Below are 22018 nucleotides of genomic sequence, written 5' to 3' on the forward strand. Positions count from 1 at the left end.
CACGCGGAACGGGTGTACGCCGCCCCAAAATCCCGTACAGACGCACCATGAGCGCGCGATCCTATCGCGACGCCAGGGGCCGGCCGCTGATCGCGGTGACGGGCATCGGCGTCGTCTCCTCCCTCGGTCAGGGCCAAGTCGACACTTGGGCGGCCATGAATGCGGGCCGCTCCGGCATCCACGCCATCGGCCGGTTCTCCACGGAGGGCCTGCGGACGCGGATCGCCGGCACGGTGGATTTTCTCGATACCGAGCCGCTGGTGGCGCCGCTCCTCTCCGAGCGCTTCGCCGCGGAGGCCGCCGAGGAGGCGGTCGCGCAGGCCGGGATCGGCATGGCAGGCGATTTCCCGGGGGCGCTGTTCATCGCGGTGCCGCCGGTGGAGATGGAATGGCCGCAGCGCCAGGCGCTGGCCGAGGCGGCCGGCGGCGATGGCGACGTCGATTATGCCGGCCTGCTCCGGGCCGCCGCGACCCGGCGCTTCGACGCCTGGCACGACCTGTTCATCTTCGGCACCGTGGCCGACCGCATCGCCGACCGGTTCGGCACCAAGGGCTCGCCGATCTCGCTCTCCACCGCCTGCTCGTCGGGCGCCACCGCAATCCAGCTCGGCGTCGAGGCGATCCGCCGGGGCGAGACCGCGGCGGCACTCTGCATCGGCACCGACGGCTCGGTGAATCCGGAATCGCTGATCCGCTTCTCGCTGCTCTCGGCGCTCTCCACCCGCAACGATGCCCCGGAAGAGGCGTCCAAGCCGTTCTCGAAGGATCGGGACGGCTTCGTGATGGGCGAGGGCGCGGCCGCCCTGGTCCTGGAGGAGGCCGAGGCTGCCGTAGCGCGGGGCGCCAAGATCCTCGGCTACGTGCTCGGCTGCGGCGAGAAGGGCGACGGCTTTCACCGCACCCGCTCCAGCCCCGACGGGGCGCCGGTGATCGCGGCGATCCGGGCGAGCCTGGACGATGCCGGGCTCGGACCCGAAGGGATCGACACGGTCAACGCCCATGGCACCTCGACCCCCGAGAACGACAAGATGGAGGCGTTGGGGCTCGCCGCCGTATTCGGCGCGCGCGCGCCGTCCCTGCCGGTGACCTCGAACAAGTCGATGATCGGCCACACGCTGACGGCGGCCGGCGCCATCGAGGCGGCGGTGTCGCTGCTGACGATCCGGAACGGCCGCATCCCGCCGACCATCAACCACCGGGTGCCGGACCCGGCGATCGGCCTCGACGTGGTCGAGACCGCCCGGGACCTGCCGGTCCGCACCGTCCTGTCGAACTCCTTCGGGTTCGGCGGCCAGAACACCTGCCTGGTGTTCGGGGCGGAGCCGGCGTGAGCGCCGCCCGCCGCGTCCTCGTCACCGGCGGCGCCTCGGGCGTCGGCGCCGCGATCGTGCGCGCGCTGGCCGGTACGGGCCATGCGGTCGACTTCACCTACCGCGCCTCGGGGGAGGCCGCCGAGGCGCTGCTCGCCGAGCTGCGTGCCGCATATCCCGAGCGTACCTTCACCGGGCACGCCCTGGACCTCGCCGACAAGGCCGCCCTCGATGCGTTCTGCGCGGTGGCCGAGGATTGCGGCTATCACGGCCTCGTACACAATGCCGGCCAGCCGAGCGACGCCCTCGCGGCGATGTTCGATCAGGACAGGGCCGAGACGGCCATGCAGGTCAATTTCTTCGCGCTGACCCGCCTGGCCAAGGCCCTGGTCCGCCCGATGACCCAGGCACGCACCGGCCGCATCATCGCGATCGGTTCCGTGGCGGCGCTTCGCGGCAATGCCGGCAACGCGGCCTACGCGGCGACCAAGGGCGCGCTGATCGCCTATTGCCGCACGCTCGCGGTCGAGACCGCCAAGCGCGGGGTCACGGTCAACGTCATCGCCCCGGGTTTCGTCGACACCGCCATGATGGCCCGCTACGCCGCCCACCGGGCCGGGATGGAGCGCCAAATTCCCGCAGGCCGGTTCGCCCAGCCCGAGGATGTCGCCGCCTTGGCCGCCTTCCTGATGGGCGATGCCGCCGCCTACATCACCGGCGCGGTGCTGCCGGTCGATGGCGGCCTCACCGCGATGATGGGCGTCCACCGCACTTAATTTCTTTCGTGATCGCGCGTCACCGTCGCAGGCTCACGGCTATCGCCCCGGCCGTGATAAGCCCGCAGCCCGGACTTCCCCCCGCACGCGCCCTGCTTGAGCGACCTGCCGATGCGCGCCCGCCTCGCCCTCCTCGCCGGATTTTGCCTCGCGGCGCCCCTCGTCCCGGGCGGCGCCCACGCCGAACCGGAAGCCTACCGGATCTCCGGCCTGCCCCCCGGCGAGCCCCTCTCGATCCGCGCCGAGCCAGACGCCGCGTCCGAGCAGGTCGGCGAGATCCGCACCCGCGCCCTGGTCTTCGGCTGCACCAACGACACGCCGAGCCGGACCACCTGGTGCCGGGTCAAGGCTGGACGCGCCGTGGGTTGGGCGCGGCGGCGCTACCTGGCGCCGGATTAGTGCGTGTTGATCCCCCGGGCGGTGCTGGCTACCTCTCATCCGGAGGTGCTGCGATGGCGACCATGATCCTGCGCGACGAGGTGCTTCGGGCGCGCCATATCGAGGGCGATCCTGATCTGGCCCGGGCGATCCGCACCTTGTCGCCCGATCAGCCGATCGTCCTGCGGATCGAGGGACAACCCATGCGGTTCCGGAAAGTGCCGGACCGGGCAACCGGACAGCCGACCGACGCCATCGGCCCGGACGAAGCGGACGCCGCCGCCTGGCGGGAGTTGCAGACGCGCCGGGGCGCGACGATCACCGTCGAGCCCGAAGCGCCCCGAACCGATCCCTACCTGCTGTCTCTGAGTGCCACGCTGACCGAATGGAACAGTCCCGAAGACGCGGCCGCCTACGATGGACTTTGAGCGCTACGATGTCCTGACGGCGCTCTTCCCCTTCGTCGACGTGCCGGTTCGCAAGCCCCGACCGGTTGTGGTGCTGTCGACCAACCCTTTCAACGGCACGCACGGACACGTCGTCACCGCCATGATAACCACGGGCGCCGACAGTCACTGGCCGAGCGATGTCCCGATCGTCGATCTCGCCGCCGCAGGCCTCCGGCACGGCTCGGTCATTCGGTGTAAGCTGTTCACCCTGCCGAACGGCCAGATCGGTCGCCGGATCGGGCATCTCGGCGAACCGGATCGCACCCGCCTGGCGCTCCAAATGGACGCGATCCTGGGTGCGTCCCATCGCGCCGAACCCTAATCACTGGTGCGGCTTCCCGAGGCCGCCGAGGACGACACGATCACGATGCAAGCCCTGCAACTATTCGGCGACCGCGACCTGCGCCTCACTGAGGTCGAGGCCCCCGCCGCACCGGGGCCGGGCGAGGTGCGGATCCGCATCCGCGCGGTTGGCCTGAATTTCATCGACGTCTGGGGCTTTCGCGGCATGGCCTTCGCCAAGCGCAAGATGCCGCTCATCGTCGGCGCCGAGGCGGCGGGCGTGGTCGAGTCGGTCGGCCCCGACGTCACCGCGCTGGCCCCGGGCGACCGGGTCGTGCCCTATGGCGCCATGACCTGCGGGCAGTGCCGGGCCTGCCGCGAGGGCCGCGACAATCTCTGCGAGGACGTGTCCGGCGTCATGGGCTTCCACATCGACGGCTTCGCCCGCGAATTGGTGACCATGCCGGCCCGCCTCGCCGTGAAGGTGCCGGACGGGGTCAGTGACACCGACGCGGCCTGCGCGGGCATCGCCTTCGGCACCGTCCAGCACATGCTGTTCGACAATGCCCGGCTGGAGCCCGGCGAGAGCGTGCTGGTCCATGCCGGCGGGTCCGGCATCGGCACCGCGGCGATCCGCATGGCCAAGGCGATCGGCTGCACGGTCTACACGACGGTCGGCGACGACGAGAAGGGCCGCAAGGCGGCGGAGCTCGGCGCCGACCACGTCATCAACTACCGGACCGAACGGTTCGAGGGCGAGGTCCGGCGGCTGACCAAGCGCAAGGGCGTCGACGTGGTGTTCGAGCATGTCGGCGCCGATACCTGGAACGGCTCGCTGCTCTGCCTGAAGCGCGGCGGCCGGCTGGTGACCTGCGGCTCCACCTCCGGCGTCTCGGCCACCATGAACCTGATGCAGCTGTTCCAGCAGCAATACCGCATCACCGGCTCGTTCGGCTGTTCGCTGGCGAATATTGCCCAGGCGCTCGACAAGATGGCCCTGGGTATCCGTCCGGTCGTTGACACGGTCTACCCGCTCGGCGACTTCGCGCAGGGGCTCGAACGCCTCGAATCCCGCAAGGTCTTCGGGAAGATCCTCGTCAGCCTCTGAAACGTATCGCACGGCGCGGAAGATGGGTTAAGCTTCGCTTTATACGCGAACTGCCGGGCCTGCCCGCATCGTGCCCGGGAATCCAACGTGCTGCGCCTCGCCCTCATCCTTCGACGGTCTTTCCCGCGGCTCGCGGGTTTCGCCATGATCCCGCTGATCCGCGGCCTGGTCTGGCTGGCGCGCGCGCTCGGGCCGGATCGCGCCACCGCGTTCGGCGCCGCGCTGCTGCGCACGGTCGGGCCGCTGCTGCCGGCGCATCGCACCGCGATGGCGAACCTGCGCGGCGCCTTCCCCGACATGCCGGAGGCGGAACGGAAGCGGATCGCCCTAGAGGCCTGGGACAATCTCGGGCGGACGGGGGCCGAATACGCCCATCTCGACGCGCTGTTCGATTTCGACCCCGACTCGACGGAGCCGATGCGCACCGAGGTCGCCGGGATCGAGCACTTCGCCACCCTGCGCGATGACGGCCAGCCGGGGCTGATCTTCTCGGCGCATCTCGCGAACTGGGAGCTTCCGGCGATCTGCGCGGCCAAGTTCGGCCTGGACGCGACCGCGGTGTTCCGGCCGCCGAACAATCCGGCCGCCGCCCGGCTCGTCCAGGAGGTCCGCCGTCGCTCCATGGGCGGCCTCGCCGCCTCCACGCCCGGGGCCGTCTTCGCCATGCGCGACGTGGTCGAGAATGGCGGCCATCTCGGCCAGCTGATCGACCAGCATTTCACCCGCGGCGTGGTGGTCGACTTCATGGGCCGGCCGTGCCTCGCCAACCCGCTGCTCGCCAAGCTCGCCCGGCACTACGATTGCCCGGTCCACGGCGTCCGCGTCGTCCGCCTGCCGAAGGGGCGCTTCCGGCTGGAGCTGACGCCGCCCCTGGATCTGCCGCGGAACGCCGACGGGGTGATCGATGTCGCCGGCGCCATGCAGGCGATGACCGCGGTGGTGGAAGGCTGGGTGCACGAGAATCCGGGCCAATGGCTCTGGATGCACCGCCGCTGGCGCCCGGACATGTTGCCTAAGACGAGAAAACAGCCCAATCAACCGCAACCGATAGTAGAACCTTCTCAAGCCAACGTGATTTCCCAGACAGCTTCCCAGACGCTCTGATGGCCTGATGACGCATCGGCACCGCGCCCGTATCTGGATCGGCGAAAGCCGCGCGCTGTGCGTGGCCGCGCTGCTCTGCGCCGTCTCGGCCGCAGCCGAGGCGCGGGCGGAGCCGGTCCGCGCCGTGGTGGAGCTGTTCACCAGCCAGGGCTGCGGTGCCTGCCGGGGTGCCGACCCGATCATCCGCGACCTCGCCCGCCAGCCGGGCGTGGTCGCCCTGACGCTGCCGGTGACCTACTGGGACTATCTCGGCTGGAAGGATACCCTGGCCTTGCGGCCGCTGACCGAGCGCCAGCGCGCCTATGCGCGGGCTCGCGGAGCCCGGCAGGTCTTTACCCCGCAGGTCGTGGTCGATGGCGGCGGCTTCGCTGTGGGGTCGGACCGTCCGGCTCTCGAGCGGCTGATGCGGGAGGCCACGCAGCGCGGCGGATTGCCGATCCCGGTCCGCGGCGAGATCAAGGGCGACCGGATCGCCGTTGAGGTCGGGGCCGCGCCGGAGGCCAGGCCCGACACGCGCGGCGATGTCTGGCTGGTGCCGGTGCTGCGCAGCCGGGCCATCGCGATCCAGGCCGGCGAGAATGGCGGCCGGACCGCGACCTACGTCAATGTCGTGCGCGGCATCCAGCGCCTCGGCAGCTGGACCGGCCAGCCGACGCGCTTCGACGTGCCCTGCACACTCGCCGAGATCGCCGAGGCCGACAGCTGGGTGATCCTGGTCCAGGGCGCCGCGGAGGGCAGGCCCGGCCGCATCCTCGGCGCCGCCAAGGGGCCGGGCCTGTAGGGTCCCGTGCCTAATCCAGCGTGATCGGGTTCAGGGGCCGACGGCCCTCCCGGCGGCGGCGTTCGTCCGACGCCCGCGCCAAGTCGCCGAGTTTCGCGTCGAGGCGCTCGGACGAGCGGCCGACCAGCCCGATCAGCGCGTCGAGCCCGCGGCTCAGCAGCGCGACGCTCCCGGTGACGCCTGCAACGAGCACGCGATCCGCGACGCGACCGATCCAGTGAAAAATCCGCATGGTCCGTGTGTAGCTTTCAAGATCTGTGCGATGCCGGATGCATCCAGTTCCGTCCGCAGATAGCGCGGACCGGTCGGTGCGCTCTGCGACCGAACGCGGCATCGAACCGCCCGGGTGGCCGGGTCGTTGCCTGCCTGAGGCCGTCCGCCGAACCGCGTGGGCGCCCATCACTGAGTGTCGGCCATGCGGCGACGCCATCTGCTCTCTGGGATGCTCGCCGCCCTGTCCCTGGCCGGACGGCGCGCCGTCGCCGCGGAGACCGGTGTCGACGTCCTTCTCGTGCTGGCGGTCGACGTCTCGCTCAGCATCAGCGCGGAGCGCTTCGCCCTGGAGCGGCGGGGCTATGCGGAAGCCTTCAGCGATCCGCGCGTCCTGCGGGCGATCGCCGAGGGCAAGCGCGGACGCATCGCGGTGGCGCTGTTCGACTGGGCGGGCCCCGGGGAGCAGCAAATCGCGGTCGATTGGATGGTCATCGCCACGGCCGCGGATGCCACGGCCTTCGCGGGGCGCCTCGCGGCGGTGCCGCGCCCCTTCTACGGCCGGACCGCCATCGGCTCGGCGATCGGCTTCGCCGCCATGCTGCTGGACCGCTCGCCCTACGCCGCCGAGCGGATGGTCATCGACATCTCCGGCGACGGCACCGGCAATGCGGGCCGCTCGATAGCGGAGGCCCGGGATTCGGCCTTGGCGTCGGGCATCACCATCAACGGCATCGTGATCGTCACCGACCCGGGCGGGATGCCGGGCTACCTGCGCGAGCACACCAATCCCCCGAATGGCCTCGCCGCCTATTACCGGGAGACCGTGATCGGCGGCGAGGGCGCCTTCGTCATGACGGCCGAGGGGTTCGAGGCCTTCGGCCGGGCCCTGATCGCCAAATTGGTGCGCGAGATCTCCTGACACCCGACGACATCCGGGCTCCCGCGTCACCCGCGCTGCTCGCGCCCTGCCTGCCGGGGCGTTACGTTTCCCGCGCACGCACCCGGCGAGGCGCGGCCCAGGGAGGAACCACGATGCCGATCACGGTTGACAGGCTGTCCGCCTATCCCGTCATCACCCTGCGGCCGGACGACGGCGTGGCGGTCGCCCGGACGGCGATCGAGCCGGGCACGCCGGTGGCTCCGGGCGTCGCTGCCGCCGAGCGGATCCTGCCGGGTCACAAGGTTGCGGTCCGGCCGCATCGCTCCGGCGAAGCGGTCACCAAGTACGGGCAGATCATCGGCTTCGCCAAGGACGACATCGCCGCCGGCCGGCATGTCCATGTCCACAATCTCGGCATGGGCGAGTTCGCCCGCGACTACGCCTTCGGGGTCGATGCCCGCCCGACCCGGCTGGTCACGCCGCCGGCGACCTTCCAGGGCATCCGCCGGCCCGACGGGCGCGTGGCGACGCGCAACTATGTCGGCATCCTGACCTCGGTGAATTGCAGCGCCCATGTCGCCGACCTGATCGCCGACGCGTTCCGGCGCCACCCGATCCTCGGCCTCGATCCGCTGGCCCCCTATCCGCATGTCGACGGCGTGGTGGCGCTGACCCACAAGACCGGCTGCGGCATGGCGATGGGCGAGCCGCTGAAGCTCCTGCGCCGGACGCTCGCGGGCTATGCCCGGCACGTCAATTTCTCGCACATCGTGATGATCGGGCTCGGCTGCGAGGTGAACCAGATCGGCGCCTTCCTGGAGGAGCAGGGCCTCGGCGACCGGATCCGCAGCATGAACATCCAGACGCTCGGCGGCACCCGCAAGACCGTGGAGGCCGGCATCGCATTCGTCACCGGCATCCTGGCCGAGGCCAACGTGGTCCGCCGGGAGCCCGTGCCGGCGAGCGAGCTGATCGTCGCGCTGCAATGCGGCGGCTCGGACGGCTATTCCGGCGTCTCGGCCAACCCGGCGCTGGGGATCGCCAGCGACCGCGTGGTCGAGAACGGCGGCACCGTGATCCTGTCGGAGACCACCGAGACCTATGGGGCCGAGCATCTGTTCACCCGGCGGGCCGTGAGCCCCCGTGTCGGCCAGAAGCTCGTCGACCTCATGCGCTGGTGGGAGGAGTACACCCGCCGCGAGGGCTCGGAGATCGACGCCAACCCGTCGCCGGGCAACAAGGCCGGCGGCCTGACCACGATCCTCGAGAAGTCGCTCGGTGCCATGGCCAAGGCCGGCAGCACCAATCTGGTCGACGTGGTGCGCTACGCCGATCCGGTGACCGCCAAGGGCTTCGTGTTCATGGACACCCCCGGCTACGACCCGGTCTCGGCCACGGGGCAGGTGGCCGGCGGGGCCAACCTCGTGTGCTTCACCACCGGGCGCGGCAGTGTCTTCGGCTGCAAGCCGTCGCCGTCGATCAAGATCGCCACCAACTCGGCGATGTACCGGCGGCTCGAAGAGGACATGGACGTCAATTGCGGCACGATCCTCGACGGCGAAGAAAGCGTCGAGGAGACCGGCCAGCGGATCTTCGAGCTGATCCTGCGGGTGGCGAGCGGCGAGCGCACCAAGAGCGAGCAGTTCGATTTCGGCGCGTCGGAATTCGCGCCCTGGCAGCTCGGCGCGACGGTGTGAAACGCATTCGAGCGCGAGCCGGGTGATCGCGCCGCGGGGCCGATAGGCTGAGCCGTCCGCTTCCTTGAGCCGAACCGGGTCGCGGATGCGGCGCCTCGGTGTCCTAGCTCACCGTGATCGGCTTGCCGCCGGAGCGCACATGTCCGAACTATCGCGGTTGCGCGAAGACGTGCTCTCGCCGGCCCGGCGTCTTTGCGCGTCCGGTTGATATATCGTCCGGTTGAAGCGTCGTTTGAATGTGGTGAAGACTGTCGGACGTCTTGGGTTTCCAGCGCGCTTGTTTAATCGATCGCTGCGATCTGAATGATTCCGACATCGGACGACATTTTGCCGACGATCTGTTCCAACCCGGAAAGCCTTGATGCCGCGCTTGGAGATCACCGGCACCCAACGCCACTACTGCGCCGTCGCGGCCGTCGAACAGGATGGTGTCTGGCGGCTGTTCAAGCCCTTCCGCGAGGGGAGGATCAGGGCGGCGGCCTTCGTGGGCGCGGATCGGCTCGTCTGCCTGGGCAAGACCGGGGAACTCTGCCTGATCGACTGGCGCCTCGGCGTGGAACGCGCGCGCGGGTCCATTCCGGAACGTTATGCCACGATCGCAGGAATATTCGTTGCGCGTAATGCCGAGTTGATCGTCGTCCACGGGGATAAACGGCCGTTTGATCCGGAAGAATACTGCCATTCCATTGCGGTGCTGCGGGCCGACACGCTCGAGACGATCCTGCAGGGCGAAGGCCTGCTCTGGTCGGGCAATGGTTCGGTCGCGCGGCTCGTCGAGGATCTTGCCATTCCGCGCAAGCCAGGCGCGCCGGTCAACATCACCATCCATTCCGACCTGTTCGAGGTCCCGGGGGGGGGCGTGGCGTTCATTGGCGACCGGTGCCATCCCGGTAAGACCGGCTATGGGCTGTGCCACCTGAACCCCGTCGACGGGTCGGTGCAGTACACGCCGCTGCCGCATGAGCCGCGATGGTGGTGGCTCAGCCCCAGCGGCCGCCTTGCCGTCACGCTGACGGCCGGCGCGCCGGCACCGTCCGGCGAAAGCCCGGCGCATCGGGTGGAGGCTGGCGGCGGACGAGCGATCGAGCTCTGGACCACGGTGCCCCCTCAACTCCGGAAGACGCTCCTCAGGCTGGCCGTGCCGGAGCGCGACCTGCGCATCACCGCGATGGTCTGGGAGCCGGACGAGACGTCCGTCTGGGTGCAGGCGATTCGCTACAGCGCCGAGAGAACGGAGCCCGGCACCCCGTGGCAGAAGCGCAATGAGCAGCACGAGTTCCAGCGCATCGGTCTGGACGGGGCGCATTCGCCGGTCTTCCATTTCGAACGCTTCGACGGGTCACGGTTCACCGGGCCGGCCTATCTCCATTTCAAGAGCCCCGACATCCTCGATGTCAGCCCGGATCAGCCGATCGCCATCAGGGCCGGTTGGGTCGGCGGCGCGGTCTTCATCCCGCGCGCGTGGTGTGCGGAGGATCAATCGGCGCGGCGCATCTCGGAAGACGAGGACGGGTTCCAGCCGACAGCCTGGGCCGGGCCGAAATCCTCGGCGATCCAGCGGTTCCTGGCGAAGGCCTGTCCGCGGCCCGTGGTGGTTGTGGCCGCGTTCGAACAGGCCGCCATCGCCGACGCATTGCAGCGACTCGCGCAGTTGATCCGCACAGGCCTGGCCGACCTGCTGCAGGACGATGTCTTGGATCTGGCGTTCAAGGTCGGCGGGCGGACGATGACCGAGACGGCGTTCTTCGCCCGCCTCGCCCGGGAGCGCATCGCGGTCGTCCCGGAACTGCGCGCGCTTCTGACGACCTATCTGGACGTCCAGCCCGAGATCGTCGCCGCCAAGAAGCTCTATCGCCAGATCTGGGGGCCGAAGGAGAATCAGGGCGCGCTCGCCCCGGCGATGCAGGCACTGCTCCATCTCGATCCGGGGGCGCACGACGTGTTCCGCCGCTATCTCGACCGGCGCGACGGCGAGCACGAGACCCACAGCCGCGACGTGATCCTGGAGACCTACATCGCCGAGACCGGCTGGCGCGATGCCGCCATGATCCGCTTCGGCCTCTACGCCGCGATGATCCAGTACCGGGACGGCGTGATCATCCTCGGCGGCCATCTCGACACGTCCGGCCTGGTGGGTGCCGCGGAAGCGCTGCTGTCCCCCGATGCCTTCGCCGATGCGATCCTCGACGAGCTCGACCGGTTCATGGAACTGCCGGACTTCGATCCGCCGGTCCCGAAGGCTGAGCTGTATGAAGGGCTCACGGACGGCCTCCGGATGTCGCCCTACGGCCAACATGTCCGCGCGGCCCTCGCGGCCCGGCGCCCGTTCGCGGCGCGCTAGATCACGGTCCACCGCTCAGAGGTCGGTCCGAACGACGCTCGGGAAGCCCAGGATGAAATCCGGGCCGAAGGCGGTGACCGGGGTATGGAACCCCGGGGGGACCGCGCCGGACGCCACGCGCCGCGCGGATTCCAGGGCGGTCAGGACCGTCAGCGTGTAGCCCTCCGGGGTCTCCATGCGGCTCGCCGCCCGATTGCCAGACCCGTCCCAGGCCTCGGCTAGGAAGGTGCTCCGCGCCCTGGCCCGCGCGCTTTCCGAAGGCCCCGGCGGCAGCCGGTCGATGCCGCGGTTGATCAGGCGCTGCGCCGTCCCGCTGGCGATGAGTCGGCGCAGCCCGGACGGCAGGCCCGCGGCCGCCGCCATGGCGGGGAAGGCCTCGAAATAGACCGCGATGTTGGGGACCCGGGTCGAGTACCACGCACTCGACACATCGCCCCAGCCGAGCCCCACGGTGCGCCGGGCGCCATGGCCGAAATCGGCGCTGCCGCGGGGCGGGCTCGGCAATTCGACGATGCGGCCGTCCCGGCGCACCCGCGTCCCCCAGGCGATGCCCTCGACCATGGTGCGGGCGGTCCCCCGGCTGAAGCCGCCGAAGCCGCCAATCGAGATACGCAGATGCGTGGCGCTCGGTAGCCGCTTCGCCACATGGGCGGCGAGGCAGTCGCTCGGCACCACGTCGAAGCCGGCCGCCGGGAGCAGGACGATGCCCGCGGCCTTCGCCTCCGCATCCCGGGCGGCGAGCGATTCGAGCACGTCGATCTCGCCGGTGATGTCGAGGTAATGCGTCCCGGCGGCGAGGCACGCCTCGGCCATCGGCCGGGCCGTCTTGGAGAACGGCCCGGCCGCGTGGATAACCGCGCCGATCCCGGCGAGCGCCTCCCGCAGCCGGCCCGGATCGTCGAGGGGCGCGGCGCGCCAGCCGAGCCCCAGCCGGGCGGCGAGCGGCCGGAGCTTGCCGGGGTCGCGCCCGGCCAGGACCGGACGCAGGCCCTGCGCGGCGGCGTGTTCGGCGAGCAGCGTGCCGGTATAGCCCGTGGCGCCGTAGATCAGGATCTCGGTCATGGGCGCCCCTGTACCATGGTGGGCGCTCGCGACGGCAAGGGCTGTCCGCGGCACGCGGTCGATGCGGCGAGGCCGGTCAGATGTTCGGGAGCCCGGTTTCCGGCGCGGATAGTCGTTCGGAAGTCGAGTCCGGACAAAATTCGGTCCTGCCCGCCGCGCCGGCATAAACCGGGCAATGTTCGCCCCGGACCCGATCCTTCGCAACCGATCCGGTGTGCGCGCGAAGACATGGCGATCTCCACCGATCCGTTAGATCGGCATCCAGATGGCGGGTTGAGCGCCGCGAGACCGTTCCGTATTCGGGAGCGGACCCGCGTTCGGTGGTCCGACTCGTTGTGAACCAGCGGCGCAGGGTGCTTGGGAGCGATCGATGAAGGTACGTCTTCGGCTTGCGGCACTCGGGGCTTTGCTCGTCGCCGCCAGTGTTCCCGCGGCCGCGGCCGACCGGATCGTGCAACTGAAGCCGGGCAACGCCGGCCCGGATATCGACGCCCTGCCGCAGATCGTCGACCCGGTCGACGAGGCCGAGCGCAAGATCAACGCTGCGGTGAAGCGCATCGACGCCCATGTCCGCAAGGCCGCGCAAACCTGCAAGCAAGAGGGCGGCAAGTACGCCTCCTGGGACCGGAGTGTCCAGACGCCGATGCGCGGTCCCCGATTTCTGAGCTACGTCATCAACGACAGCAGCTCCTGCGGCGGTCCGCATCCGAACAACAGCACGACGGCGATCGTCTACGACCTCACCACGGGCGCGCCGGTGGATTGGACGACCCTGCTGCCGCCCGCCCTGACCGGCAAGGTCGTGCTCGAGGCCCAGGCCGACGGGACCAGGATGGTGGCCCTGTCGTCCAAGCGGCTGCACAATCTCTACCTGCAGGCCTACCGGCCCAAGACCGGCAAGAGCGCGGAGGATGCGGACGACAAGGAATGCCGGGAGGCGGTGACCGAGACCTTCTCGGGCGAACCGCCGGCCATGACGGTATGGCCCGACGCCGAGACGGGCGGCCTCGCCGTCGCGTTCGATCTGGTCCACGCGGTCCAAGCCTGCGCCGATACCGTGGTGATCCCGACAGCGACCCTGCGCCGCGAAGGCGTCCAGGCTCTGCTCACCGACGCGATCGACGCCGCGCACGCGAAGCGCCCGTAAGGCACGCTGCGGAAAATCGGCGGCCCGGCGCCGGATGCGACGTCGGATCCGGCCGACAAGGCCTGAACAAGAGCGGCGGACGATGTAGCCTGAGACGACGGTGTGAATCGTCGCGCAATTCCGAGAGACGCATCATGTCCGGATCCGGCCGTCCCGAGCGATCCGCCGACGCGGAGGGGCACCCGTTCGCGGCCCTCGCGGCCGAGGTCGTGCCCCTGTCGCCCCTGCGGGCCGCGATGGTCGCGGCCTGCCGGCGGCCCGAGCCGGATTGCGTCGCGCCGCTGCTCGATCGCGCGCGCCTGCCGCCCGAGGCCGCCGGGCGCGTCGCCGATACCGCGCGACATCTGGTCGAGGCCCTGCGCCGCCAGACCCGGCACGGCGGGGTCGAGGGGCTGATCCACGAATACGCCCTGTCGAGCCAGGAGGGCGTCGCCCTGATGTGCCTGGCGGAGGCGCTGCTGCGCATCCCCGACGCCGCCACCCGCGACGCGCTGATCCGGGACAAGATCGCCGGCGGCGACTGGGCCGCCCATCTCGGCCACAGCCCGTCGCCCTTCGTGAACGCGGCGACCTGGGGCCTGCTGGTTACCGGCCGACTCGCGGCGACGCGCAGCGAGACCGGCCTGTCGGCGGCGCTCACCCGGCTGATCGGGCGCGGGGGCGAGCCGCTGATCCGCAAGGCGGTCGACCTCGCCATGCGGTTGATGGGCGAGCAATTTGTCACCGGGCGCGACATCGCCGAGGCCCTGCGCAACGCCAAGCGCATGGAGGCGAAGGGCTTCACCTACTCCTACGACATGCTCGGCGAGGCCGCCCTCACGGCCGAGGACGCGGCGCGCTACCTGCGCTCCTACGAGGACGCGATCCGGGCGATCGGAGAGGCCTCGGCCGGGCGCGGAATCTTTTTGGGGCCGGGCATCTCGATCAAGCTCTCGGCGCTCCATCCCCGCTACACCCGCTCCCAGCGCGGGCGGGTGATGGCCGAGCTGGCACCCCGGGTCCGGGACCTCGCGCGCCTCGCCCGGCGCTACGACATCGGCCTCAACATCGACGCCGAGGAGGCGGACCGGCTCGACCTGTCCCTCGACATCCTCGAAACCCTGGCCTTCGACCCGGATCTCGCCGGCTGGGACGGGCTCGGCTTCGTCGTCCAGGCCTACGGCAAGCGCTGCCCGTTCGCGATCGACGTGCTCATCGACCTCGCCCGCCGCAGCCGGCGCCGGCTGATGGTCCGCCTGGTGAAGGGGGCCTACTGGGACAGCGAGATCAAGCGCGCCCAGGTGGACGGGCTCGCGGATTTTCCGGTCTTCACCCGCAAGCTGCACACCGACGTGTCCTACCTCGCCTGCGCGCGCAAACTGCTCGCGGCGCCGGACGCGGTCTTCCCCCAATTCGCCACCCACAACGCCCAGACGCTGGCCAGCATCGTCGAGATGGCCGGGCCGGATTTTTCCATCGGCCGGTACGAGTTCCAGTGCCTGCACGGGATGGGCGAGCCGCTCTACGAGGCGGTGGTCGGGCCGGACAGGCTCGACCGGCCCTGCCGGATCTACGCGCCGGTCGGCACCCACGAGACCCTGCTGGCTTATCTAGTCAGGCGTCTGCTGGAGAACGGCGCCAACTCCTCCTTCGTGAACCGCGTCGGCGACGCTGCGGTGCCGGTCGATGACTTGATCGCCGACCCGGTGGCGGCGGTCGCAGTGATGCCGGTCCCGGGCGCGCCGCACGAGCGCATCACGCTGCCCCGCGACCTCTTCGGCCCGAGCCGCGCCAATTCCGCGGGCCTCGACCTCGCCGACGAGGCGGCCCTGGCGCAGCTCGCCGAAAACCTGGCCGGAAGCGGCCGGACGGAGTGGCGGGCCGTGCCCTCCGGGATCGACCCGGCGTCGGCGGATATGCCGGTGCGCAACCCGGCCGACCACCGGGACGTCATCGGCGCAGTCCTGGCCGCGTCGCCCGCTGCGATCAAGGCCGCGCTTGCCCGGGCGGACGCATCCGCTGAAGCCTGGGCCGCGACGGCGCCGAAGATCCGCGCCGCCCGCCTGCGCGAAGCGGCCGACGCCCTGGAAGCCCGGATGCCGGTGCTGATCGGCCTGATCGTGCGCGAGGCCGGAAAGTCCTTCGCCAACGCCGTGGCGGAGATCCGCGAGGCGGTGGATTTCCTGCGCTACTACGCGGCCGAGGCCGAGCGGACGCTCGACGGCACGCACAGCCCCCTCGGCCCGGTGGTCTGCATCGCGCCCTGGAATTTCCCCCTGGCGATCTTCGTGGGCCAGGTCGCGGCCGCCTTGGCCGCCGGCAACCCGGTCCTGGCCAAGCCCGCCGCGGAGACGCCGCTGATCGCCGCCGAGGCGATCCGGGTGCTGCACGCGGCCGGCGTGCCGGAGGCTGCGCTGCAGTTTCTGCCCGGGCCCGGCGAGGTCGGCGCGGCGCTCATCGGCGATGCGCGGGTGCAGGGAGTGATGTTCACCGGCTCGACCGCGGTGGCCAAGACGATCCAGCGTCGCCTCGCCGAGCGCCTGACCCGGGACGGCGAGCCGGTCCCGCTGGTCGCCGAGACCGGCGGCCAGAACGCCATGGTGGTCGATTCCTCGGCGCTCGCCGAGCAGGTGGTGGCCGACGTGATCGCCTCGGCCTTCGATTCCGCCGGCCAGCGCTGCTCGGCCCTGCGCATCCTGTGCCTGCAGGAGGAGATCGCCGACCGCACCCTCACGATGCTGAAGAGCGCCATGCGCGAGCTGGTTCTGGGTGATCCGCGCCGGCTCGCGGTCGATGTCGGCCCGGTCATCACCCGGGCGGCGGCCGAGCGCATCGACGGGCATGTGGCGACGATGCGGGCGCGCGGCTTTCCGGTCCATCAGGTCCCGCTGCCGGCCGAGGCGGCGCATGGGACCTTCGTGCCGCCGACGCTCATCGAGATCGCCCGCGTCGCCGATGTGGAGCGCGAGGTGTTCGGGCCGGTCCTGCACGTCCTGCGCTACGCCCGCGCCGACCTGGACCGGCTGCTCACCGAGATCGATGCCACCGGCTACGGCCTGACCTTCGGCCTCCACACCCGCATCGACGAGACCGTGGCCCGGGTGCTCGGGCGCATCGGGGCCGGCAACCGCTACGTGAACCGCAACGTCATCGGTGCCGTGGTCGGGGTACAGCCCTTCGGCGGGTCCGGCCTGTCCGGCACCGGGCCGAAGGCCGGCGGCCCGCTCTATCTCGGCCGCCTGCTGAAGCGCCCCCCGGCCGCCGCCCTCGACGGGCTCACGGGCGACGAAGGCTTGAGTCGGCGCTACGGCGATTGGCTGCGCGCCCGGGGTCACGGCCCGCTGGCGGAACGGCTCGCCGCCGAAGGCTGTCCGCACGGCGCGGAGGTCGAGCTGGCCGGACCGGTGGGCGAGCGCAACCTCTACGCCCTGCATCCCCACGGGCGGGTCGCGGCCGTCGCGCAGACCGAGACCGGGCTTCTGGCCCAGCTCGGCGCGATCCTGGCGACCGGCAACCGGGCGGTGGTGATCGGCTCCGGCCACGCCGACGATCTGCTGCGCGCCCTGCCGGAGGATTGCGCGGTCCGGATCGAGCGGGCATCCGACCTCGACCGGGCCGGCGCCGTGCGGGCGGTGCTGTACGAGGGCGATGCGCCGGGCCTGCGCGCGCTGAACCGCGCCCTCGCCGAACGACCGGGGCCGATCGTCCAGGTCCAGGGCCGAACGACGGAGGCGTTGGTGGCGGGCGACCTCTACGCGCTGCCCGGCCTCATCGAGGAGCGTTCGACCGCGATCAACACCGCGGCCGCGGGGGGCAATGCCAGCCTGATGGCGATCGGCTAGGGCATCGGCCCGCGAGGTGGTCGCCGGCTTTCGGACCAAGACGATGCGTCAAACCGCTCATGCCGATCGGCGCAGGTTCCAGAACAGCGGCAGGCCGGTGAGCACGCCCTCCAGGTCGCGCCGGTAGGCGGTGGGCTGGAAGTATTGGCAGCAGGGGATGTAGGCGCCGACCTCAAGCGCCCGGGCCTGGATCTTGGCCGCCAACGCCTTCTGCCCGTCCAGGTCCGGGGCCGCGAACCAGGCGCCGCGCAGCTCCTCGAGCGGCGCGTCTGTGAGCCAGCTCGGGACGCCGGCGCGGCCGTTGCCGCGGGCCGCGAGGTGATAGGCCGGCGAGATCATGTCGAGGCCGCCGGAGAAGATGCCGAACATCGACCAGCCGCCCTGGTCCAGGGGTTTCGCGTTGAGGATCCGCTGGTTCACCGTGCCCCAATCGGTGGCGACCACGTCGAGATTCATGCCGAGCTTGCGGCACAGATCGGCCATCACCTCGCAGACCGCGTTGATCCGCGGCACGTCGGTGCCGGCGAGCAGCACGACCTTCTCACCGTTGTAGCCGGCGGCCGCCAGCGCCTTCTTGGCGGCGGCGAGGTCGCGTTTGCCGGAGAGCACCTCCATCCCCGCGTCGGAGGCCATCGGGCCGCCGGCGGTGAAAATGCCGACCGGGCCGCGCCGGATCGCCGGATCGCTGCCGGCCACCGCATCCATCATCTCGGTCTGGTCCACGGCCGACAGCAGCGCGCGGCAGATCTTCGGGTTGTCGAAGGGCGGCAGGGTGTGGTTGAGCCGGATCTGGCCGATCAGCCCGGTCGTTTCGACGAGCTCGACTCGCACGTCCCGCTGGCGCAGCAGGTCGGGCACGAGATCCACCAGGGGCTGCTCCCACCAGTCGATCTCCCCGGAGCGCAAGGCCCCCGCCGCCGTGGCGCCGTCGGGAATCGTGCGCCACTCGACCCGGTCGAAATGGGCGATCCGCGGCCCGGCGGTGAAGCTCGGCGTGCCGTCCTGGCGCGGCCGGTAATCCTCGAACTTACGGTAGACGTTGAGCGAGCCGGGCACGCGCTCGGCCGCGACGTAGCGATAGGGCCCGCTGCCGATCATTTCCGGCACGGCCTGGGTGGCGGGCGTCGCGCTCAGCCGCTCGGGCATGATCACCGGCAGATAGGAGGTCGGCTTCGCCAGGGCGTCCGGCAGCAGCGGGAACGGCCGCTTCAGGCGGAACTGCACCAGGGTGTCGGACGGCGCGGACAGCTCGTCGACCGTCGCGAACAGGGCTCCGCCGAAGGCATCGCGCTGGGACCAGCGCTTGAGGCTCGCGACCACGTCGCGGGCCAGCACCGGCGTGCCGTCATGGAAGCGCAAGCCGTCGCGCAGGGTGAGCCGCCAGGTGAGCCCGTCCGGCGACACGTCGTGGCCCGCCACCATCTGGGGCTGGGCGCGGTAGGACGCGTCGAGGCTGTAGAGGGTGTCGAACACCATCAGCGCATGCGTGCGCGTGACGTAGTTGGTGGTGATGATCGGATCGAGGAGCGCCAAGTCGGCGTAGGGCACGAAGCGCAGCGTGGTGGCCGAGGCGGCCCGGACAAGGGCGGGGCGTGCCACCGCGCCGGCGATCAGGGCGCCGGCGCCTTGCAGCAGGGTGCGTCGCTTCATGCTGTCGTCCGCTCATATCCTGGGGTTGCCGACGCTGACGCGCCTGGCCCGCCCCGGTTGCAAAGCCTACGCCAGCAACCGGCCAAGACATATTCGAGGGACGAAAAAGGCTGCCCGGTTTGTTTCCGGACGCGCCCGAGCGTGATGGGTCGGTGCGCTTCAGCGCATCGCCACCGAAAAATCAGGCGGCGCGGGACCAGCGGATGTCGCCGAGGCTCTCGCGGAAGGCGAAGCGGGCGAGGTGGTCGGCGACCACGTTCTCGAGGCGGGTGAGGTTGACCGGGTCGGCGCTGTCGATGCGCATCACCAGGGCGTCGGGCTCCGCGTCGAAGGTGCAGACGCGGTCCTCGCCGAACGGCACCGTGCCGTGCTCGGGGGTCGCCTCGACCTTGAACTTGTGGCTCCAGTGCCGGCAGAGCTGCTGCAGGTAGCGGCTCGCCTCGGCGGTCTGCACACGGGCCTGGGAGGTAGGCATTCCGTCGGTCTCCAAAGAAATCAAAAGCTGTCTGTCGGTGGACGTCTGGTCATTGATCTCGCACATGCGAAATGAATGAACCCTGAGCAAGGACCATGCCTGGGCGGGCGCGGGCGTCCCCGGCGTCTGAATTGAGGGTCGGCCCGAAGCGTTAGCGGGCGCTTAATGCCCGGTCCGGCGGCGGCACACCGTGCCGTCGCGGCAACTCCTGCACCCGCCGCCGTGCCGAATTATGGCGCGCCGCACAAATTCTCTCCCGGGCCGCGACGCCGATCCTCGACCTGCGAACTCCGAGGATAAGTCGGGTCTTAGACGGACTGGCGGTTCGCGCAGTCAGGTTGCGCAACACGTTGCAGCCTCGGCCGCCGCGACGGCTGAAGCGTGCCCTCATCGGCCCGGAGACGACGGCGCCCGCTGCCCGGCCGCAATGCGGTCGAGGATGACGTGGGGCACGGTCAGCGCGGAGAGCATCTGCAGGGTCAGGGTCAGCAGATTGGCCACGGCATCGTGGGCTCCCGGCGCGTAAAGCGGCCAAAGCCCCGCACTGATCAGAAGGGTCAGCGCGAAGACCGGCAGCGAGGCGAGACATGCGCGCCGCATCGTATCGATGCCGGGTGCCTTGGTCGGGTCGCGCACCAGCGTGCGCATGTGCCGTGGACCGTGCAGGCCGACGAAATACAGGGTGAAGGCCGTCAGGGGCGGCAACACCCAGAAGGCGACGGCCAGAAGAATCATCTCGGTCAGGACGGCGCCGCGCGGACGGTGCGTGAGGAGCCAGAACGCCGTGAGGGCGAGCCAGAGCCACGCCGATGCAATCCACCAAGCCGGCAGCTGAGGCATCGACACACGGGCGACACAGGCGAAGATGTCGGCCGTCTCATCGGGCCGAAGCAGGGCCGGCAGGGCGACCGGGAGGCCCCCACGCACGATCGCCTCGAAGGGCCGGCCGGGGCCCGCATCCTCCTCACCGAAATGCAGGACCGAGAGGGCCAGGAAACCCGCCAGGGTCGCCAAAGGTGCAACCTGCCAGGCCAGGAGGACCAGCGCCGAGAGCCCGAGATACGGGACGGCGAAGATCCCGAACCACGCCCGACCATAGCGCGGGCGCAGCAGGGGGGCCGCGATGGCGCCGTCGAGGGCCCCGTGGGGAACCCCGAGGAGGATGACGACCGTCAGCGCCACGAGCCAGGCGATGTCGCGGGGCAGGAGCGCCGAGGCCGTAAGCCCGAGGACGAGTAGCACGCCGGGGACGCGTCGGAGCACAGCCCCCGGCGCTTGGACGCGTCGGCGGCTCGCCCGGACAACCTCCCGTTCGGAAAGGATGGACGACGCGGCCGCCATCCGCGTCAGGCCGCCCGGCGCAGCGGCGCCGCGAGGCGTCCCTCCGCGAGATCGCGGTCGACGGCGCGGGTCGTCTCCATCGTGGCGAGGATGCCGTAGACGACCTTCGCCGTCAGATCGAGGATCGCGATCACCGCCAGGGCGAGGGTCGGCGACAGGAAGCCCAGGCCGTCCTGGCCGACGAGCAGAACCACGGGGTAGGCACACCAGACAGCGGTGAGGAACACCGCGTTGCGCCGGAAGGCGGTGCGCACGTCGGCGCGCTCGCCGGCATTCTCCTCACGCAGCTGCACGAAGATCCCGTAGAACACGGCTCCGAAAGCGCCGCAGGAGATGGCGAACCAGGTCCACTTCACCGCGGCGACATCGGACAGGCCGAAGGCCAGGGCGGTCACGATCATGATCAGGTCGGAGCCGATCAGCCCCCAGACGACGGCCGGGCGGCGCATCCCGGAATGCATCGCCGTACGCGAGAGCCCGACGAGGAGCAGCGGCGTCGTGAACGTCCAGTCGATGTAACGGGCGAAGTAGAATTGGCGCGCCGCCTCGGCCGCGTCGGGACCGGCGGGGAGCACGATGCTGCCCTGGCCGGTCGCCATCGCGAAGTAGGAGCAAGCCGCGATGATCGGCACGATTCCGTGAATGATCCCGTCGGCTTCCTCGGCTGGCGTCCGCCGCTTTGCCAGGAACAGGATGACTGCGGCACCGGCCGCCATTCCCACAAAGCCCAACCAGAGCCAGAACTGAGGCGTCATCAAAATCTCGTTTGTACAGGGATGGAATTCACGCCGTGGGACGTGCGACCCCTGCCCAATCGGCCTTGATGAGGATCGTTGCGTAGGACCGCGGTCACAGTCGAGTGAGATGCCACGCCTAGCGGCGTGTCCGGCGCGGTTCGGAAACGCTCCCGCTCGGGTGCAGAAAAGCCGACAGGCCGGCGATTGCACGATCGCCGTGCAGGGCTCCGCGCGGGGATATTTTTTTAGCTCGATCAGCCATTTGACCCCGCGCGGCGCCGGCCTGGTGACACAGACACGTCGTCTGCCGTGAAGACGGACGAGCGGGCGGTGTGACAGGACGAAGGGTCGCGGTGGCATCCGTCGCTTTGGATGGCGGATGGTCGCGGGCCGATCGGCCGTTTGGGAATCTGCGGCGCCGCCGGCGGACCCGACATCGAGCGTTGCCAAGTCCGAGCCTATATCG

At 70.5% G+C, this 22018-nt stretch carries 19 protein-coding genes; 13 read left to right on the top strand and 6 right to left on the bottom strand.

The window, feature by feature from the left end; translation table 11 throughout:
* Positions 1-47 precede the first annotated feature (47 nt).
* The 8 genes from LGR69_RS09485 to LGR69_RS09520 all read left to right on the top strand — a co-directional run bounded on the left by LGR69_RS09485 (position 48) and on the right by LGR69_RS09520 (position 6188).
* Complete coding sequence (locus tag LGR69_RS09485; protein ID WP_230365888.1) at positions 48-1331, top strand: beta-ketoacyl-ACP synthase; 1284 nt, start codon at positions 48-50, stop codon at positions 1329-1331.
* The gene (locus LGR69_RS09490) at positions 1328-2086 is read left to right on the top strand and encodes an SDR family NAD(P)-dependent oxidoreductase (protein ID WP_230365889.1); all 759 of its coding nucleotides are present in this window, start codon (positions 1328-1330) and stop codon (positions 2084-2086) included. The genes LGR69_RS09485 and LGR69_RS09490 overlap by 4 nt, the downstream gene beginning before the upstream one ends.
* A 111-nt stretch (positions 2087-2197) precedes the next feature.
* Complete coding sequence (locus LGR69_RS09495; protein WP_230365925.1) at positions 2198-2485, top strand: SH3 domain-containing protein; 288 nt, start codon at positions 2198-2200, stop codon at positions 2483-2485.
* Positions 2486-2538: 53 nt separating this feature from the next.
* Complete coding sequence (locus LGR69_RS09500) at positions 2539-2892, top strand: hypothetical protein (protein ID WP_091860175.1); 354 nt, start codon at positions 2539-2541, stop codon at positions 2890-2892.
* Positions 2882-3235, top strand: coding sequence for a type II toxin-antitoxin system PemK/MazF family toxin (locus LGR69_RS09505; protein WP_122162611.1), 354 nt, complete (start codon positions 2882-2884; stop codon positions 3233-3235). Before LGR69_RS09500 ends, LGR69_RS09505 begins: the two co-directional genes overlap by 11 nt.
* Before the next feature lie 45 nt (positions 3236-3280).
* Positions 3281-4303 (top strand): zinc-binding dehydrogenase, encoded by a 1023-nt coding sequence (locus tag LGR69_RS09510; RefSeq protein ID WP_230365926.1) that lies wholly within the window; start codon positions 3281-3283, stop codon positions 4301-4303.
* Positions 4304-4390: 87 nt separating this feature from the next.
* Positions 4391-5407 carry a lipid A biosynthesis lauroyl acyltransferase gene (locus tag LGR69_RS09515; protein WP_007561596.1) on the top strand — a complete coding sequence of 339 codons (1017 nt, stop codon included), beginning with the start codon at positions 4391-4393 and terminating at the stop codon, positions 5405-5407.
* Positions 5408-5414: 7 nt separating this feature from the next.
* Entirely contained in the window at positions 5415-6188 is a 774-nt protein-coding gene (locus LGR69_RS09520) for a DUF1223 domain-containing protein (protein ID WP_007561599.1), read from the top strand.
* Between the two features lie 10 nt (positions 6189-6198).
* On the opposite strand, the gene LGR69_RS09525 is transcribed toward LGR69_RS09520, so the two are convergent.
* The gene (locus LGR69_RS09525) at positions 6199-6381 is read right to left on the bottom strand and encodes a hypothetical protein (RefSeq protein ID WP_230365890.1); all 183 of its coding nucleotides are present in this window, start codon (positions 6379-6381) and stop codon (positions 6199-6201) included.
* Positions 6382-6603: 222 nt separating this feature from the next.
* Here LGR69_RS09525 and LGR69_RS09530 point away from each other — a divergent pair, with 222 nt between their 5' ends.
* From LGR69_RS09530 to LGR69_RS09540, 3 genes are all read left to right on the top strand, one after another.
* Positions 6604-7320 carry a DUF1194 domain-containing protein gene (locus LGR69_RS09530; protein WP_230365891.1) on the top strand — a complete coding sequence of 239 codons (717 nt, stop codon included), beginning with the start codon at positions 6604-6606 and terminating at the stop codon, positions 7318-7320.
* A gap of 134 nt (positions 7321-7454) precedes the next feature.
* Positions 7455-8978: a UxaA family hydrolase gene (locus LGR69_RS09535; protein ID WP_230365927.1), complete on the top strand. Its 1524-nt coding sequence runs from the start codon at positions 7455-7457 to the stop codon at positions 8976-8978.
* Positions 8979-9339: 361 nt separating this feature from the next.
* Entirely contained in the window at positions 9340-11319 is a 1980-nt protein-coding gene (locus tag LGR69_RS09540) for a hypothetical protein (protein ID WP_230365892.1), read from the top strand.
* Positions 11320-11334: 15 nt separating this feature from the next.
* On the opposite strand, the gene LGR69_RS09545 is transcribed toward LGR69_RS09540, so the two are convergent.
* Complete coding sequence (locus LGR69_RS09545) at positions 11335-12381, bottom strand: saccharopine dehydrogenase family protein (protein WP_230365893.1); 1047 nt, start codon at positions 12379-12381, stop codon at positions 11335-11337.
* Positions 12382-12751: 370 nt separating this feature from the next.
* Here LGR69_RS09545 and LGR69_RS09550 point away from each other — a divergent pair, with 370 nt between their 5' ends.
* Together LGR69_RS09550 and putA are read left to right on the top strand one after the other, a co-directional pair.
* Positions 12752-13528 carry a hypothetical protein gene (locus LGR69_RS09550; protein ID WP_230365894.1) on the top strand — a complete coding sequence of 259 codons (777 nt, stop codon included), beginning with the start codon at positions 12752-12754 and terminating at the stop codon, positions 13526-13528.
* Between the two features lie 134 nt (positions 13529-13662).
* Positions 13663-17349: a trifunctional transcriptional regulator/proline dehydrogenase/L-glutamate gamma-semialdehyde dehydrogenase gene (gene putA / locus LGR69_RS09555; RefSeq protein ID WP_230365895.1), complete on the top strand. Its 3687-nt coding sequence runs from the start codon at positions 13663-13665 to the stop codon at positions 17347-17349.
* Positions 17350-17406: 57 nt separating this feature from the next.
* Here the strand turns inward: putA and LGR69_RS09560 are convergent, their stop codons facing one another.
* From LGR69_RS09560 to LGR69_RS09575, 4 genes are all read right to left on the bottom strand, one after another.
* Positions 17407-18999 (bottom strand): ABC transporter substrate-binding protein, encoded by a 1593-nt coding sequence (locus tag LGR69_RS09560; RefSeq protein ID WP_230365896.1) that lies wholly within the window; start codon positions 18997-18999, stop codon positions 17407-17409.
* 181 nt (positions 19000-19180) lie between these two features.
* Positions 19181-19474, bottom strand: coding sequence for a DUF2218 domain-containing protein (locus LGR69_RS09565; protein WP_039902563.1), 294 nt, complete (start codon positions 19472-19474; stop codon positions 19181-19183).
* 387 nt (positions 19475-19861) lie between these two features.
* Positions 19862-20716 carry a Brp/Blh family beta-carotene 15,15'-dioxygenase gene (locus tag LGR69_RS09570; protein ID WP_230365897.1) on the bottom strand — a complete coding sequence of 285 codons (855 nt, stop codon included), beginning with the start codon at positions 20714-20716 and terminating at the stop codon, positions 19862-19864.
* Positions 20717-20820: 104 nt separating this feature from the next.
* Positions 20821-21570, bottom strand: coding sequence for a bacteriorhodopsin (locus LGR69_RS09575; protein WP_230365898.1), 750 nt, complete (start codon positions 21568-21570; stop codon positions 20821-20823).
* Between the last annotated feature and the right edge of the window lie 448 nt (positions 21571-22018).

Source organism: Methylobacterium brachiatum (assembly GCF_020523825.1).
Classification (GTDB): Bacteria; Pseudomonadota; Alphaproteobacteria; order Rhizobiales; family Beijerinckiaceae; genus Methylobacterium; species Methylobacterium brachiatum.